We start from the raw sequence: 14192 nt of genomic DNA, 5'->3' as shown, positions 1-14192 counted from the left end.
GCGGGCGCCTGCGGCGGGCGTGTCCTTCGGGAAGGGTCGGGGTGGGGAAAGAAACCCCTACCCCGCGTCCAGCACCGCCCGCCACTCCCGCACTGCCCCCGCATCGACCCCCGCCGACCATCCCCCCGGCCGCGCCGCCCCGCCGATGTGGAACGCGTCGATACCGGCGGCAAGCAGGCGCGGCAGGTGGTCGAGGCGCAAGCCTCCGCCCACCAGCATCTGCGGTTCGTACCCGGGCTCACCCTTGCGCGCCGCCTCCGCCACAAGCGTCGTCATGCCGTCGTCGACCCCGTCCGCCGAGCCCGCCGTGAGGTACGTGTCCAGCCCCGGCAGATCCGCGAGCTGCTTCCGCAGCGCGTCGCGGTCGGCGGCGCGGTCGATCGCCCGGTGGAAGGTCCAGTGGCAACCGTTCAGTTCCGCGACCAGCCGCTCTACGGCGACGAGATCCGGGCTGCCGTCCGCGTCCAGGAAGCCGAGCACGAACTCCTCCGCGCCCTCGCCCCGCAGCTCCCGCGCCTTCCGTACGAGCACATCGACATCTCCCGCCGCGCTGCGTTCATTCGTAAGGCTGGCGTCGGCAACCCTGAGCATCACGCGCAGCGGGATGTCCACGGAGGCGCGGATCCGGCGGAAGGTCTCACGGGACGGGGTGAGACCGTCCGCCGCGATGTCCGTGACCAGTTCGAGCCGGTCCGCCCCTCCGGTCTGGGCGGCGATCGCGTCCTCCGCGTCGAGGGCGATCACCTCCAGGACTGCACGCTTGCTCATGTGACCCCATTCCTTCGGGCGGCGACTACTACAGGTCTAGTCCAATAGTCACCCTACGGGCAACAACCGGCCCCGCGCATCAGCGCATCGCATCAGTGCGCGTGGCCACCCACAGAGACAGTGAAGGCCGCGGTACGGACCTTGCCCTCGTGCCGGAAGTCGAGGAACAGCCGGTACGCACCGGAGCTGGGCGCAGTAGCGGTGAAGGACACCTCGGGCCCCGGCCCCCCGTCGTTCGGGTGGACGTGCAGATACGCGAGGTCGCCGGAGCGCAGGGCGACCAGGTGTCCGTACGCACCGAGGTACGGCTGGAGGTCGGTGACGGGCTTGCCACCCTTGGCAACGGTCAGCCTGAGCTCGCGCGCCACGCCGGGACGCAGCCCGCCGGCGAGGGTGACCTCGTAGCCGTCGACTTCGGCGGTCGCCTCGACCGGCGGCAGCGCGGCAGGCGCGTACTCGCCGGAGACGGCGAGGTCGGCGCCGAGCGTCACCCCCTCCGCGCCCTTCCCCGCGGGCCTGAAGTCGGCGAAGGCGCGGTAGCCACCCGCCTTGGGCAGCTCGACGGGGACGGACCACGTGCCGTCGGCTGCGCGGACCGGATGCAGGTGCCGGTAGGCGATGAGATCGCGCGAGGCGACGATGAAGTGCAGCTCCTTGCCGTGCTCGCGCTGGTACGCGGTGACCTTGCGCCCGCTCCCGTCCCGGACGGAGAAGCGCACCTCGCTACGTTCACCGGCCTTGATACGCGGAGTCTCCAGATCGAGGGCGTAGCCGCGCTCGGAGATCTGGAGCCCGCCGGGGGCGGTGGCGGCCGCCCCGCGCTCACCCTTCCCGCCATGCCCGCCGCCCCCACCGTGCTCGCCGTGCGGCGAAGCGACCTCGCGCTCGTCCGCGACGACGGGGCCGACGCCCTTTCCCACTCCGTACGCCGTGCCGAAGGTGGCGGCGAGCGCGGCGGCGAAGGCGGTGATCTTCAGTCCGGTGTTCATGACGGTCTCCTCGGAGCGATGGGGCGACGACCCACGTGGTCGACCCGACTCGTACGACAATACCCCCAGGGGGTATCTCGTCAACCCGATTCAACACCTTGCATCAAATAGGCCCGGGGGGTATACATGAGCCGAGGTAAATACCCCCTAGGGGTATTTCATCCGCCCACCGCCCCGCCGAGGAGCAGACATGCCCACCACCACAACCACCACACCGCACACCGAGGTCGAACTGGCCATCGGAGGCATGACCTGCGCCTCGTGCGCCGCCCGTATCGAGAAGAAGCTCAACCGCATGGACGGCGTCGAAGCCACCGTCAACTACGCCACCGAGAAGGCAAAGGTCAGCTACCGGGGCGAGGACGTCTCCGTACAGGACCTGATCGCCACCGTGGAGGCCACCGGCTACACCGCGAAGGAGCCCGCCCCGCCACCCACGGAGCCCCAGGAGGGGCGGCCGTCGGACACGGAGAGCGCGCACGACGAACTGCGGCCGCTCCGCCAGCGGTTGATCGCCGCGACCCTCCTCGCCGTGCCCGTCATCGCGATGGCGATGGTCCCGGCGCTCCAGATCCAGTACTGGCAGTGGCTGTCCCTCACCCTCGCCGCGCCCGTCGTCACGTACGCCGCCTGGCCCTTCCACCGCGCCGCCTGGACCAACGCCAAGCACGGCGCGGCCACCATGGACACGCTGATCTCGGTCGGGACATCGGCGGCGTTCCTCTGGTCCCTCTGGGCACTGTTCTTCGGGACGGCCGGAACGCCCGGCATGACCCACCCCTTCGAGCTGACGATCTCGCGCAGCGACGGCGCCGGGAACATCTATCTCGAAGCCGCCGCCGGAGTCACCGCGTTCATCCTGGCCGGGCGCTACTTCGAGGCCCGCTCGAAGCGGAAGGCGGGCGCCGCCCTCAAGGCGCTCCTCGAACTCGGCGCCAAGAGTGTCACCGTCGTGCGGGACGGCCGCGAGGAGACCATCCCCACCGCGGACCTGGCGGTCGGGGACCATTTCCTCGTACGCCCGGGAGAAAAGATCGCCACCGACGGCACGGTCGTCGAAGGCACCTCCGCTGTCGACGCCGCCATGCTCACCGGCGAGTCCGTCCCGGTCGAGGTCGGCCCCGGCGACTCCGTCACCGGAGCGACCCTGAACGCCGGCGGCCGCCTGGTCGTCGAGGCCACCCGGGTCGGCGCCGACACCCAACTGGCCAGGATGGCCAAGCTGGTCGAGGACGCCCAGAACGGCAAGGCCGCCGCCCAGCGCCTCGCCGACAAGATCTCCGCCGTCTTCGTGCCCGTCGTCATCACCCTCGCGCTCGGCACGCTCGGCTTCTGGCTCGGCAACGGATCCGGTCTGACCGCCGCCTTCACGGCCGCCGTGGCCGTACTGATCATCGCCTGCCCGTGCGCCCTGGGCCTGGCCACTCCGACCGCCCTCATGGTCGGTACGGGCCGTGGCGCGCAGCTCGGCATCCTGATCAAGGGCCCGGAAGTCCTGGAGAACACCCGCAAGGCCGACACGATCGTCCTCGACAAGACCGGCACGGTCACCACGGGCCGTATGACCCTGCTCGCCGTCCACACCGCCGACAGCACGGACCGCGCCGAAGTCCTGCGCCTGGCAGGTGCGTTGGAGCACGCGTCCGAGCACCCGGTCGCCCGGGCGGTGGCGGCCGGCGCCACGGCCGAGCTGGGCGGCCTGCCCGCCCCCGAGGACTTCGCGAACGTCCCGGGCCTCGGTGTCCAGGGCATCGTCGAGGGGCACGCCGTCCTGGTCGGGCGCTCGAAGCTGCTAACGGAGTGGGCGATGGAGCTGCCGGCCGAGCTGGAGCGCACCAGGGCCGAGGCCGAAGCAGCCGGACGTACAGCCATCGCGGTGGCCTGGGACGGCGAGGCGCGCGCGGTCCTGGAGGTCGCCGACGCGGTGAAGGAGACCAGCGCGGAGGCGGTACGCAGGCTGCGCGCCCTGGGCCTCACCCCGATCCTCCTGACGGGCGACAACAAGGCCGTCGCCCAGTCGGTGGCCCGCGAGGTCGGCATCGACGAGGTCGTCGCGGAGGTCATGCCGCAGGACAAGGTCGACGTGGTCAAGAAGCTCCAGGCGGAGGGCCGCAGCGTCGCGATGGTCGGCGACGGCGTCAACGACGCGGCGGCGCTCGCGCAGGCCGACCTGGGCCTGGCCATGGGCACGGGGACGGACGCCGCGATCGAGGCGGGCGACCTGACGCTCGTACGGGGCGACCTGCTGGCCGCCGCCGACGCGATCCGCCTCTCCCGCAAGACGCTCGGCACCATCAAGTCGAACCTCTTCTGGGCCTTCGCCTACAACGTGGCGGCGCTGCCGCTCGCGGCATCCGGCCTGCTCAACCCGATGATCGCGGGGGCGGCGATGGCGTTCTCGTCGGTCTTCGTCGTCGGCAACTCCCTGCGGCTGCGCGGCTTCAAGGCGGCGTGATGGCTCCGGCGCCCGCCCGGCGGGCGGATGCGGCGGCGGTGCGGGAAAGTCCCGCAGTGTTACGGCGCCGTCGCATCCGGTGCCCGGCGGGACCCGGGCCCTCCGTGAGCCGGGAGCAACCCGCCTCTTACCGCCGCGAAACCGCGCCGGTCATGCCGGTTCGTACCGTCGTCGGGTGTGACGCGTAATCAACGGCACCGCCTGCCGCACCTGCCCGCCCTGCCCGGTTGGGGCACGATCCGGGGACGGGTGGCCGTCGTGCTCGCCGTCCCCACCTGCCTGCTGCTGGTCGTGACCGGCCTCGGGGTCGCCGACCGGGCGGCCGACTGGTCGGCCGCCCGGGAGAGCGCCGGGCGCGTCGAACTCGTCCTGAAATCACAGGATTTGGTGCGCGAGCTGCAGCGTGAGCGCGGCCTCACCAACGGCCTGCTCGGCGGCGCCGACGAGTACCGCGACGACGTCGACGCCCAGCGCACCCGCACCGACAGCGCCCGCAGCGAATTCGACGCCCTGCTCTCGGCGGGCGACGCCGGAGCGGACACCGGCAACGCCGTACGCAAGGCACTCACCCCGGTCACGGCACTGACTTCCTTACGCGGTCAGGTCGACGACGGGACGGCCCGGCGCGGCACGACCCTGACCGCGTACACCGAGGCGATCGACGCACTGATCAGCGCCGCGGCGACAGAACCGGACCGTGGGGACCGGGCCCTCGCCGATTCGTTGGGCGCCTTGGAGGCTCTCGCCAGGGCCACCGAGGCGGTCGCCCTGGAGCGCGGCTCCCTCAACGGGGTTTTCGCGGCGGGGCGCTTCAAGGGCCGTGAGTTCCTCGACTTCACCGAGGTGCGGGCGGACCGTCTTGCCTCCCTGCGTCAGTACGCCGAACTCGCCACGCCTGCCCAGCAGTCCGCACTCAGCTCCGCCTTCGACACCCCCGAAGCCCGACGCGCCACCGGCTACGAGAAGCAGGCAGAGGGCGGCGCCGACGGTTCCGAACTCACTGTCGCGCCCGCCAAGTGGTGGTCGTCGATGACCGCGCTCGTCGACAAACTCCACGGCGTACAGCGGCAGACAGGCTCCGACGTACGAAGCCACGCGGACCGGCTCGGCGACGAGGCCACCGCCGAACTGGGCGGATTCATCGGCCTCGGTGTGCTGATCCTCGCGGTGGCCACCGCGCTCGCCCTGCTCTCCGCGCGCTCGATCACCCGGCCGCTCGGTGCGCTCGCCGATGAGGCGGACGCGGTGGCCCGCACGGGACTTCCGGCCGCCGTCGCCCGGATCCAGGAGGCCGAGGCGGGCGACGAGCTTCTTCCCGCGCCGACCCGCGAAGCCCCCGACGGCGCACGGGAGTTCATCCAGCTCGCCGCCGCTCTGCGCAACGTGGAGCACACCGCGATCGGCCTCGCGTCCGAACAGGCGGTCCTGCGCCGCAACAGCTCCGAGTCGCTCGCCAGCCTCGGCCGCCGCAACCAGGTGCTTCTCTCCCGCCAGCTCGGCCTGATCACCACCCTGGAGAGCCAGGAGGTCGACCCGGACGCCCTCGGTGAGCTCTTCGAACTCGACCACCTCGCCACCCGGATGCGCCGCAACGCGGAGTCGCTGCTCGTGCTCGCGGGGGAGGAGTCACCGCCGCGCACCTGGGCGGGCCTGGTGACGGCGTCCGAGGTGGTGCAGTCGGCGATCGCCGAGGTCGAGCAGTACCAGCGCGTCGCCGTCGTCGACGTCCAGGACGGCCGGATCCGCGGCCGGGCCGTCGCCGAGCTCTCCCATCTGCTCGCCGAGCTCATCGAGAACGCCCTGATCTTCTCGCCGCCCTCGCGCCCGGTCGAGATCTACGGCTGGCGCGACGGCGGCGAGTACTGCATCGCGGTCGTCGACCGCGGAACCGGCATGAGCACCGAGGACCTGGCCCGCTCCAACGCCCGCCTGGCGGGCCGGGAATCCTTCCTGATCGCCCCCAGCCGCTACCTCGGCCACTACGTCGTCGGAACTCTCGCTGCCCGACTCGGCGCCCAGGTCGAACTGCGCCCCACTCAGGGGCAGGACGGGGCGTGCGGGGTCACGGCATACATCGGTCTGCCGAGCAGCCTCGTCGAGGCGCCGGAGATCCAAGCAGTGACGACCTGACCACCCAGAAACGGATGCTACCCCCAGGGGGTATACAGGACCTAGACTCTGCCCATGCCCGACCACCGCGCCGCTCACGCCGATCTCCGCACCCGCTGGCACCACACCGTCCTCGCCGCCCGCGACGGAATCCCCGAGCCGGACCCGATGCCCTACGCCGAGAACCTCCTCGCCCGCTGGGCCGAGCCGCAGCGGCGGTACCACACCACCGACCACCTGATCGCGGTCCTGGACCACATCGACACCCTGGCCGCCCACGCCGAAGACCCGGCCGCGGTCCGCCTCGCCGCCTGGTTCCACGACGCGGTCTACCGCCCCGACCGCTCCGAGAACGAGGAGCGCAGCGCCGCCCTCGCCGAGCTCGCCCTCCCCGAACTCGGCATCGACGACGCCCGCACCGCCGAAGTCGCCCGCCTGGTCCGCCTCACCGTCACGCACGCCCCCGAGCCCGGCGACACCAACGGCGAGGCCCTCTGCGACGCGGACCTGGCGATCCTGGCGGCGGGCCCGGAGGCGTACGCCGCCTACGCGGCCTCGGTACGGGAGGAGTACGGCTTCGTACCCGACGAGGCGTTTCGCGAGGGCCGGGCGGCGGTCCTGCGCCAGCTGCTCGACCTCCCGAGGCTGTTCCGTACGCCGCACGGACAGGCGGAATGGGAGGCGCGGGCGCGGCAGAACCTGGCGACGGAGCTCGATCTGCTACGCGTCTGAGCTTTTCCCCACCCGGTCTGAGCCCACTCGCCCCTTACGCCGCCGTAGCCCCGCCTCCGTAAGCCTCCGCACGAGCTCCTTCGAGCCCACCTCGACCGCGCCCGCCGCCACCGCATCCGCATACCGTGATTCCGGGATGTCGTAGTGGTCCCGCTCGAACGCCCGCGCCGGCGCCCCGATCGACGCCGCGAAGGCGTGCAGCTCGTCGTACGACACGTCGCTGACCAGGTGCGACCACATCCGCCCGTGTCCCGGCCACGTCGGCGGGTCGATGTACAGGGTCACTGCAGCGCACCCACGCGCGCGACGATCACAGCCGCCTTGGAGCACACCCAGTGCGGGTCGGGCCCCAGCTCCGGTTCGACCTCCAGAGCGTGCGGGTCCGAGTCCACGCAGACCGGGCAGAGCGGCCAGCGCCCGTACCTCTCAAGGAGCGCGTCCTGCACGTCCTGGGCGACCAGACCGACGACGTACTCCACGCCCTCGGGCCACTGCTCCACCCACCAACGGCGGTGCGCGACCGCGTCCTCGACCAGCGACACGACGTCCGCCACGGCCACCTCGCGGGCCGTCAGGTCGGCCATGACGAGCGCGCGGGCGGCGTGCAAGGCCTGTTCCAGGGCAGAGGTCGTGGGGTCCATGAAGCCATTGTCACTCGGCGGCCGGGAGGCCAGGAGAGGGGTTGACGCTCAAGGGCGCTGAAAATATCTTTCACTAGTGACCAACAAAGTGAAGGAAATTTTTAGCGGCGGTTCCGGCGGCAATGCCGGCACCGGCGGTACGGGCAGCGCCCCGCCCGCCCCCGCCGCTCTCGCAGCCAAGGTACGGACCCTCGCCCCCTCCATGACCCGCTCCATGCAGCGCGTCGCCGAAGCCGTGGCCGCCGACCCCGCCGGCTGCGCAGCCCTCACGGTCACCGGTCTCGCCGAACTCACCGGCACCAGCGAGGCCACCGTCGTCCGCACCGCCCGCCTCCTCGGCTACCCCGGCTACCGCGACCTGCGCCTCGCGCTCGCCGGGCTCGCCGCCCAGCAGCAGTCGGGCCGGGCCCCCGCCGTGACCGCCGACATCGCGGTCGACGACCCGATCGCGGACGTCGTCACCAAGCTCGCGTACGACGAACAGCAGACCCTCGCCGACACCGCCGCCGGACTCGACACCGTGCAGCTGGGCGCGGCCGTCACCGCGCTCGCGACCGCCCGCCGTATCGACATCTACGGCGTCGGTGCCTCCTCCCTCGTCGGCATGGACCTCGCCCAGAAGCTGCTGCGCATCGGCCTGATCGCGCACGCGCACACCGACCCGCACCTCGCCGTCACCAACGCCGTGCAGCTCCGCTCCGGCGACGTCGCCATCGCGATCACGCACTCCGGTTCGACGGGCGACGTGATCGAGCCGCTGCGGGTCGCGTTCGACCACGGGGCGACGACGGTCGCGATCACGGGCCGCCCGGACGGTGCGGTGTCGCAGTACGCGGACCACATCCTCACCACCTCGACGGCCCGCGAGAGCGAACTGCGCCCGGCCGCGATGTCGTCCCGTACCAGTCAACTGCTCGTCGTGGACTGCCTGTTCATAGGTGTCATGCAGCGTACGTACGAGACGGCCGCCCCCGCGCTGGCCGCCTCCTACGAGGCGCTCGCGCACCGCCACAGCCCCCGCAGCAGCAACCGCTGACGTGCCCTGACCTGGCCTGACCAGCACCCGAAAGAGCCGCTCCTCATGACCTCCACCTCCTCCACCTCCACGTACTCCGAACTGCGCGCCGAGCTCGCCACGCTCACCACCGAGGCGTTCCGTCCCGAACTCGCCGACATCGACCAGCAGCCGACGCTCGACATCGCCCGCGTCATGAACGGCGAGGACCGCACCGTCCCCGAAGCCGTCGCCGCACAGCTCCCGCGCATCGCCGCCGCGATCGACGCCACCGCCGGGCGCATGGCCCGCGGCGGCCGCCTGATCTACGCGGGCGCGGGCACGGCGGGCCGCCTCGGCGTACTGGACGCGAGCGAGTGCCCGCCCACCTTCAACACCGACCCCTCCGAGGTCGTGGGCCTGATCGCGGGCGGCCCTTCGGCGATGGTCGAGGCCGTCGAGGGCGCGGAGGACAGCAAGGAACTCGCGGCGGCGGACCTGGACGCGCTGGCCCTCACGGCGCACGACACGGTCGTCGGCATCTCGGCCTCGGGCCGCACCCCGTACGCGATCGGCGCGGTCGAACACGCCCGCAGCATCGGGGCGCTGACCATCGGCCTGTCCTGCAACGCCGACAGCGCGCTGGGATCCGCCGCCGAGCACGGCATCGAAGTCGTCGTAGGCCCGGAACTCCTCACCGGCTCCACCCGCCTCAAGGCGGGCACGGCCCAGAAGCTCGTACTCAACATGATCTCGACGATCACGATGATCCGCCTCGGCAAGACGTACGGAAACCTGATGGTCGACGTACGGGCCTCCAACGAGAAACTGCGCGCCCGCTCACGCCGCATCGTCGCCCTGGCGACGGGCGCGTCGGACGAAGACATCGAGGCCGCGCTGACCGCGACGGACGGCGAGGTGAAGCCCGCGATCCTCGCGATCCTCGCCGGAGTCGACGGCCGGACGGCCGTACAGCTCCTGGCGGAAAACGACGGCCACCTGCGCGCCGCGCTCGCCGCCGCCCCGGTCAGTGCGGGAAAGAAGCCGTAGCGAGCTCGATGCCGAGGGGCAGCGCCCGCCTGCCCTCCACCCCGCACTGGGGTGGAGGGCAGGCGCCGTGGTGTGGTGTCAGATGCCGTCGGTGAACAGAAGGCGGTTGGGTGAGCCCGGGGTGACGCCGGTCAGCACGTCCTCGGTGGAGTTGGTGTCGATCCAGACCGCGGTTTCCGCCGGGTCCGCCCACGGGTGGGTCGCCTCGTACAGCAGTGCCGCCCCGGCGACGTGGGGCGAAGCCATGGAGGTGCCGTTCAGCGCGACGCTGCCGCCGCCGAGCCTGGCCGAGACGATGGCGACGCCGGGGGCGTAAAGCTCCAGGCATGCGCCGTGGTTGGAGAAGAAGGCCTGCTCGTCGTCGCGGTTGCTCGCGCCGACCGTAACCACGCCCTCCGCAGACGCCGGGGAGACGTTGCAGGCGTCAACCGCGTCGTTGCCCGCCGCGACGACCGGCAGGACGCCGCTCTCGGAGAGGGCAGTGGCGGCAGCGTTGACCAGGGCGGACTTCGGCCCGCCGAGCGAACCGTTGAGTACGGCCGGCTTGGTGGGGTTCAACGCGGCGTGCGTCGCTGTCCATTCGAACCCGGCGACCATGCCGGAGTAGGTTCCCTTGCCCTCGCAGTTGAGGACCCGAACGCTGATGAGACTCGCCTTGCGCGCCACGCCGTACGTCTTACCGCCGACCGTGCCTGCGACGTGCGTGCCGTGGCCATTGCAGTCCGCCCCGTAGCGTCCATCCCCGATGGCGTCGAATCCGGGCTTGGCACGCCCTTCGAACTCGGAGTGGAGGTAGTCGATCCCGGTGTCGAGGATGTACGCGTTGGCTCCGGCGCCGGTCGCGTTGGCGGTGAACTCGCCGTCGAGCGGCAGGGAGCGCTGATCGATCCGGTCCAGGCCCCAGGACGCGGCGGGTCCCATGGCGGTGACCTCGGTGTCCTGCTCCACGGCCTCGACGTTCGGGAGGGCCCGGACCTTGGCCAGTTGAGCGTCGGTGAGCTTGGCGGCGTAGCCCCGCATCACCTTCTTGAAGCTGAACAGGGGGGTGACGTCCACGTTGCGCGCGGCCACGGCGACATCGGCCGTGGGCTTGAGAGAGACGAGGTACTGGCCGGGGACGGGGTTGTCCGAGAGCCGGAGCGGAGCGGGATCGGAACGCTCCGCCGGTGCGGCGGACTGTGCGGAGGCGGACAGGGGACCTGTGACCGCCAGGACAGCGGTGATGGCAGCCGCGAGGGCAAGCCTCATCGAGGTTGACATGCCCACGAGAGAACCATGCAGAAACGATCACGCACAATAACTCTGCGCACCTATCTGGATACTTTCGGTAGCGAAACCGGAATGCGCCCCCTGCACGTCCGGCTCAAGTTACGAGACCCGAGACCACTGAACGGGGCCTGCGCCGCGCCCCCGAATGCCAGGGATGTCAGGATGGGGACCATGACAACCAAGGTCTACTTCGACATCACGATCAACGACAAGCCCGCTGGGCGGATCTCGTTCAACCTGTACGACGACGTGGTCCCCAAGACCACGGAGAACTTCCGCGCCCTCGCCACCGGCGAGAAGGGCTTCGGCTACGCCGGCTCGTCCTTCCACCGGGTCATCCCGGAGTTCATGCTCCAGGGCGGCGACTTCACCCGCGGCGACGGCACGGGCGGCAAGAGCATCTACGGCGAGAAGTTCGCGGACGAGAACTTCCAGCTGAAGCACACCAAGCCGGGCCTGCTCTCGATGGCCAACGCCGGCCGCAACACCAACGGCTCGCAGTTCTTCATCACGACCATCGCCACCCCGTGGCTGGACGGCAAGCACGTGGTGTTCGGCGAGGTCGCCGACGAGGACAGCATGAAGCTGGTCAAGAAGATCGAGGGCTACGGCTCGCAGAGCGGCCGCACCAGCGCCAAGGTCACCATCTCCGAGAGCGGCGTCCTGTAACCAGTACGGAGTACCGCATACGCCGGTAACGCCCGAAGGCGGCACCCCTGCGAGGGGGTGCCGCCTTCGGTTGCGTGCGTAACTCTGTGCGTAACCGCGCGCGTAACAGGGCCTACCGAGCCGAGGCTCAGAAGTCCATGTCACCGCCGGGCATGCCGCCCGGAGCAGCCGCGCCAGCCTTCTCCGGCTTGTCCGCGATGACGGCCTCAGTGGTGAGGAACAGCGCCGCGATGGAGGCCGCGTTCTGCAGGGCAGAGCGCGTGACCTTCGCCGGATCGATGATGCCCTCGGCGATCATGTCGACGTACTCGCCGGTCGCGGCGTTCAGGCCGTGGCCGAGCGGCAGGTTGCGCACCTTCTCGACGATGACGCCACCCTCGAGACCACCGTTGACGGCGATCTGCTTGAGCGGAGCCTCCAGCGCGAGCTTCACGGCGTTGGCGCCGGTCGCCTCGTCGCCCTGGAGCTCAAGCTTCTCGAAGACGGCCGTGGCCTGCAGCAGCGCCACGCCACCACCGGCGACAATGCCCTCTTCGACGGCCGCCTTCGCGTTGCGAACGGCGTCCTCGATGCGGTGCTTGCGCTCCTTGAGCTCGACCTCGGTCGCGGCACCGGCCTTGATGACCGCAACACCGCCGGCGAGCTTCGCCAGGCGCTCCTGCAGCTTCTCGCGGTCGTAGTCGCTGTCCGAGTTCTCGATCTCGGCACGGATCTGGTTGACGCGACCCTGGACCTGGTCGCTCTCACCGGAGCCGTCGACGATCGTGGTCTCGTCCTTGGTGATGACGACCTTGCGCGCACGGCCGAGCAGGTCGAGACCGGCGTTCTCCAGCTTGAGGCCGACCTCCTCGGAGATGACGGTGCCACCGGTGAGGATGGCGATGTCGCCGAGCATGGCCTTGCGGCGGTCACCGAAGCCCGGAGCCTTGACGGCGACGGACTTGAAGGTGCCACGGATCTTGTTGACGACGAGCGTGGACAGCGCCTCGCCCTCGACGTCCTCCGCGATGATCAGCAGCGGCTTGCCCGACTGCATGACCTTCTCCAGCAGCGGAAGGAGGTCCTTCACGTTGGAGATCTTGGAGTTGACGATCAGGATGTACGGGTCGTCGAGCGACGACTCCATACGCTCCATGTCGGTGGCGAAGTACGCCGAGATGTAGCCCTTGTCGAAGCGCATGCCCTCGGTGAGCTCAAGCTCCAGACCGAAGGTCTGCGACTCCTCGACGGTGATGACGCCTTCCTTGCCGACCTTGTCCATCGCCTCGGCGATGAGCTCGCCGATCTGGGTGTCGGCGGCGGAGATGGAGGCGGTCGAAGCGATCTGCTCCTTGGTCTCCACGTCCTTGGCCTGCTCCAGCAGAGCGGCGGAGACGGCCTCGACGGCCTTCTCGATGCCACGCTTGAGGGCCATCGGGTTGGCGCCGGCGGCGACGTTGCGCAGGCCCTCGCGGACCAGTGCCTGGGCGAGGACAGTCGCGGTCGTCGTGCCGTCACCGGCTACGTCGTCGGTCTTCTTCGCGACTTCCTTGACCAGCTCGGCGCCGATCTTCTCGTACGGGTCCTCGAGCTCGATCTCCTTGGCGATGGAAACACCATCGTTGGTGATCGTGGGGGCGCCCCACTTCTTCTCGAGGACGACGTTGCGGCCCTTGGGGCCGAGGGTGACCTTGACGGCGTCGGCGAGCTGGTTCATCCCGCGCTCGAGACCGCGCCGTGCCTCCTCGTCGAACGCGATGATCTTGGCCATGTGAAGTGGTCCTCCCGGACTGGGGTGGATAGCGACGGACTGCGTGGCGCCCGCGACGGACGGCCTGCGTGCCTGCGTGGTTCCTTGCCCCACCCGGCCTGCGGGCCTCGCCGACCCAGTCCTTCTGTCACTCTCACTGGGAGAGTGCTAACGCCAATGATTAGCACTCGACCCCGGAGAGTGCAAGGCCGCTCCGGAGGAGTGTCGATGAGGGGTGGTGGTCGGGCGACGGGCGGGCGCAAGGCCGTCCCAGCGGGACACGCGCACCGGCAACGCACGCGGGCACGCCCGGCGACGCACACGGGCACGTACACAGCACGCATGAAGGGCCCGTACCCGACCGGGTACAGGCCCTTCATACGTGAGTGCGTCGGTGGCCGATCGCGCCGCGCCGAAAGTCAGACGGCGAGCTTGACCATGTCCGCCTGCGGACCCTTCTGGCCCTGCGAGATCTCGAATTCGACTCGCTGACCCTCTTCAAGGGTGCGGTACCCGTCCATCTGGATCGCGCTGTAGTGGACGAAAACATCCGCACCACCGTCGACCGCGATGAAGCCGTACCCCTTCTCCGCGTTGAACCACTTGACGGTGCCCTGAGCCATGCCTAACTCCCCTATTACTGGCCCTTGCACAGGACCGCACTTCGCGGACCCGGGTCAGACCTGCACCCCAACCAGCCCTCCGACAGGAGAGGGTGTGCGCCGGAACGCGTCGACCGCGGCTGAATGTATCTGCCCAACTGCCCTCTGCAACAGGTCAATCGGAC

The 14192-nt window shown here is 70.4% G+C and carries 13 protein-coding genes; 6 read left to right on the top strand and 7 right to left on the bottom strand.

The window, feature by feature from the left end; all coding sequences use genetic code 11:
* Positions 1–57 precede the first annotated feature (57 nt).
* Positions 58–768, bottom strand: coding sequence for a copper homeostasis protein CutC (locus J7I98_RS05350; RefSeq protein WP_214919306.1), 711 nt, complete (start codon positions 766–768; stop codon positions 58–60).
* Between the two features lie 92 nt (positions 769–860).
* Positions 861–1757 carry a hypothetical protein gene (locus J7I98_RS05345; RefSeq protein WP_214919294.1) on the bottom strand — a complete coding sequence of 299 codons (897 nt, stop codon included), beginning with the start codon at positions 1755–1757 and terminating at the stop codon, positions 861–863.
* A 190-nt stretch (positions 1758–1947) separates the two neighbouring features.
* On the opposite strand from J7I98_RS05345, the gene J7I98_RS05340 reads away from it, so the two are divergent.
* The 3 genes from J7I98_RS05340 to J7I98_RS05330 all read left to right on the top strand — a co-directional run bounded on the left by J7I98_RS05340 (position 1948) and on the right by J7I98_RS05330 (position 7053).
* Entirely contained in the window at positions 1948–4212 is a 2265-nt protein-coding gene (locus tag J7I98_RS05340) for a cation-translocating P-type ATPase (RefSeq protein WP_214919292.1), read from the top strand.
* 177 nt (positions 4213–4389) lie between these two features.
* The gene (locus J7I98_RS05335; RefSeq protein WP_214919289.1) at positions 4390–6342 is read left to right on the top strand and encodes a nitrate- and nitrite sensing domain-containing protein; all 1953 of its coding nucleotides are present in this window, start codon (positions 4390–4392) and stop codon (positions 6340–6342) included.
* Between the two features lie 54 nt (positions 6343–6396).
* The gene (locus J7I98_RS05330; RefSeq protein WP_214919287.1) at positions 6397–7053 is read left to right on the top strand and encodes a hypothetical protein; all 657 of its coding nucleotides are present in this window, start codon (positions 6397–6399) and stop codon (positions 7051–7053) included.
* Here the strand turns inward: J7I98_RS05330 and J7I98_RS05325 are convergent.
* Positions 7042–7338, bottom strand: a complete 297-nt coding sequence (locus J7I98_RS05325; protein ID WP_214919285.1) for a DUF4031 domain-containing protein — start codon at positions 7336–7338, stop codon at positions 7042–7044. The two genes, J7I98_RS05330 and J7I98_RS05325, sit on opposite strands and share 12 nt — an antisense overlap.
* On the bottom strand, positions 7335–7694 hold the full coding sequence (locus tag J7I98_RS05320) for a hypothetical protein (RefSeq protein ID WP_214919283.1): 360 nt from the start codon (positions 7692–7694) through the stop codon (positions 7335–7337). Before J7I98_RS05320 ends, J7I98_RS05325 begins: the two co-directional genes overlap by 4 nt.
* 76 nt (positions 7695–7770) lie before the next feature.
* Here J7I98_RS05320 and J7I98_RS05315 point away from each other — a divergent pair, with 76 nt between their 5' ends.
* Positions 7771–8730 carry a MurR/RpiR family transcriptional regulator gene (locus tag J7I98_RS05315; protein ID WP_374225074.1) on the top strand — a complete coding sequence of 320 codons (960 nt, stop codon included), beginning with the start codon at positions 7771–7773 and terminating at the stop codon, positions 8728–8730.
* Between the two features lie 45 nt (positions 8731–8775).
* Positions 8776–9738 (top strand): N-acetylmuramic acid 6-phosphate etherase, encoded by a 963-nt coding sequence (murQ, locus tag J7I98_RS05310; RefSeq protein ID WP_214919281.1) that lies wholly within the window; start codon positions 8776–8778, stop codon positions 9736–9738.
* 78 nt (positions 9739–9816) lie between these two features.
* Here the strand turns inward: murQ and J7I98_RS05305 are convergent, their stop codons facing one another.
* Entirely contained in the window at positions 9817–10998 is a 1182-nt protein-coding gene (locus J7I98_RS05305; RefSeq protein ID WP_251020187.1) for a S8 family peptidase, read from the bottom strand.
* 180 nt (positions 10999–11178) lie between these two features.
* Here J7I98_RS05305 and J7I98_RS05300 point away from each other — a divergent pair, with 180 nt between their 5' ends.
* A complete protein-coding gene (locus tag J7I98_RS05300) occupies positions 11179–11676 on the top strand; it encodes a peptidylprolyl isomerase (protein ID WP_214919275.1) in 498 nt (165 codons plus the stop codon).
* Between the two features lie 127 nt (positions 11677–11803).
* Here the strand turns inward: J7I98_RS05300 and groL are convergent, their stop codons facing one another.
* Together groL and J7I98_RS05290 are read right to left on the bottom strand one after the other, a co-directional pair.
* Positions 11804–13426, bottom strand: coding sequence for a chaperonin GroEL (gene groL, locus J7I98_RS05295; RefSeq protein WP_214919274.1), 1623 nt, complete (start codon positions 13424–13426; stop codon positions 11804–11806).
* A 398-nt stretch (positions 13427–13824) separates the two neighbouring features.
* Complete coding sequence (locus J7I98_RS05290) at positions 13825–14028, bottom strand: cold-shock protein (protein WP_005315736.1); 204 nt, start codon at positions 14026–14028, stop codon at positions 13825–13827.
* Positions 14029–14192 lie beyond the last annotated feature (164 nt).

It is taken from the genome of Streptomyces sp. ISL-98, assembly GCF_018614055.1.
GTDB classification, from domain to species: Bacteria; Actinomycetota; Actinomycetes; order Streptomycetales; family Streptomycetaceae; genus Streptomyces; species Streptomyces spiramyceticus.
Note: the sequence above shows the minus strand (reverse complement) of the source record. Positions and strands in the feature narration are given on the sequence as shown.

Bases quoted from the DNA above. Each gene is read 5' to 3' on its own strand.
- J7I98_RS05350 (WP_214919306.1), bottom strand. From the start codon at position 768: ATGAGCAAGCGTGCAGTCCTGGAGGTGATCGCCCTCGACGCGGAGGAC.
- J7I98_RS05345 (WP_214919294.1), bottom strand. From the start codon at position 1,757: ATGAACACCGGACTGAAGATCACCGCCTTCGCCGCCGCGCTCGCCGCC.
- J7I98_RS05340 (WP_214919292.1), top strand. From the start codon at position 1,948: ATGCCCACCACCACAACCACCACACCGCACACCGAGGTCGAACTGGCC.
- J7I98_RS05330 (WP_214919287.1), top strand. From the start codon at position 6,397: ATGCCCGACCACCGCGCCGCTCACGCCGATCTCCGCACCCGCTGGCAC.
- J7I98_RS05320 (WP_214919283.1), bottom strand. From the start codon at position 7,694: ATGGACCCCACGACCTCTGCCCTGGAACAGGCCTTGCACGCCGCCCGC.
- murQ (WP_214919281.1), top strand. From the start codon at position 8,776: ATGACCTCCACCTCCTCCACCTCCACGTACTCCGAACTGCGCGCCGAG.
- J7I98_RS05305 (WP_251020187.1), bottom strand. From the start codon at position 10,998: ATGTCAACCTCGATGAGGCTTGCCCTCGCGGCTGCCATCACCGCTGTC.
- J7I98_RS05300 (WP_214919275.1), top strand. From the start codon at position 11,179: ATGACAACCAAGGTCTACTTCGACATCACGATCAACGACAAGCCCGCT.
- groL (WP_214919274.1), bottom strand. From the start codon at position 13,426: ATGGCCAAGATCATCGCGTTCGACGAGGAGGCACGGCGCGGTCTCGAG.
- J7I98_RS05290 (WP_005315736.1), bottom strand. From the start codon at position 14,028: ATGGCTCAGGGCACCGTCAAGTGGTTCAACGCGGAGAAGGGGTACGGC.